1 protein-coding gene is annotated in these 1,391 nt (G+C 45.5%); it reads left to right on the forward strand.

Going from position 1 to position 1,391, the window contains the following annotated elements; all coding sequences use genetic code 11:
* Positions 1 to 1,391: hypothetical protein (locus tag I5M32_RS16520; RefSeq protein ID WP_200588273.1), on the forward strand; the 1,391-nt coding region annotated here is incomplete at both ends.

The following is a 1,391-nucleotide window of genomic DNA, read 5'->3' on the forward strand; positions in this document are numbered from 1 at the left end:
AAAAGCGCCAATTGTAATCATATCAAAAAGTGGCGCAACCATCAACGATGTCGGCCTCCAACAATTCAAGGAAGAAATTAACATAGAAAAATTAGGCCCGTTGAAAAACAATTTTTTAAAGAACGTAGGGAAGACCAAGTTCATATCCAACCTGAGTTCCGATAATAATGGTTTATCCATAAATCTTGACAGCATCAAGCTCTTAGAACTCAACGGAAAGAAAAGCTTCGTTTTTTCCCTTGCCCCAAGGACTCCGCGGGCTATCAGTTTTGAGAACCTAACCATAGAAAAAGACGGCGACAGAGTTTCTGCCTTCTTGACGAGATATACCCCGACTAAAAAATGGGTAGAACAGTACAAACGGAAAAGGATAGAGGGTTGGGAAGGAAATATCCAGGTGCAAAGGATTAACCTCGATGAGGTCAGCAGCTCCATAAAGACAACATCTACAGCAATTGGGACAAACAGCACCACTTGCTCCGTCATCCATGTATCATATATCGTCGCAAGACCCTGTGTCGGCCCTCCCGATAACCGCCATTGGCCCGGCGAGGCGGGATGTGTGCTGGAAGGGCAAGAGGGCGGGGCGCACTATTCTGTTGAGGAAAGGGCGGTATTGATCTGTTCCGAAGATGATTCCCCACCTTCCGTTGGAGGAGGAGGCGGTGGCGGCGGCGGTGGAGATGGGAATACCACCCCAAACGTACCAGGCGATTTCGACCCATGCGATGAAGGTGGCATGGTCGCTGGGAATTCCGCAGACCCGGGCCATAAACTGGATTTTGCCGGAGGAAGCCCGCAACCAACAATTTGTGACCCTTCCTCTGGTGGGGGAAGTCCGATTCTTGTTACACCGACCCAGGCGAAGGTCAATGCTATTGCAGAATTCTTCAACTTTAGCCAAGATGATAAGGAATATCTTTATATCCATAAATCAGTTGCTGAAGATATAGAAGCATCTATGCTAAGCGCAACAATATCAGAAGAATATAAGGCTGGTATCAGACAGAGTATGGAAGACCTAAGAACGGGTAACACCTTGGTGATGAACCCAGATGATAACCTGAACATAGAGACCAACGACGAAAGGGTCGGTGGGGACGATACCACCGTTTACCCGGAATACCAAGACCAGGACCCTTGGCCAACCATTAAAACTGTGATACCAGAAAGTGATTTTGTTAAGTATAGGTTAGGGATTAACTGTTTTGTATTGGCAAAAGAACAGATTGCCAAATTGGGATATGAAATTTCTGGTTATGAAACTATTGGAAGTACTTATAAGATAAATACCTCTGCAGGAGTTAATATTACTGAAGCAAAAAAAGCTGCGGGTTACATCAAAGGAGCTTTATCAGCAAATATCCCCGTAATAGTAGCCGTAGATTACG

The sequence above is a fragment of the Pedobacter segetis genome (assembly GCF_016623585.1).
GTDB classification, from domain to species: domain Bacteria; phylum Bacteroidota; class Bacteroidia; order Sphingobacteriales; family Sphingobacteriaceae; genus Pseudopedobacter; species Pseudopedobacter segetis.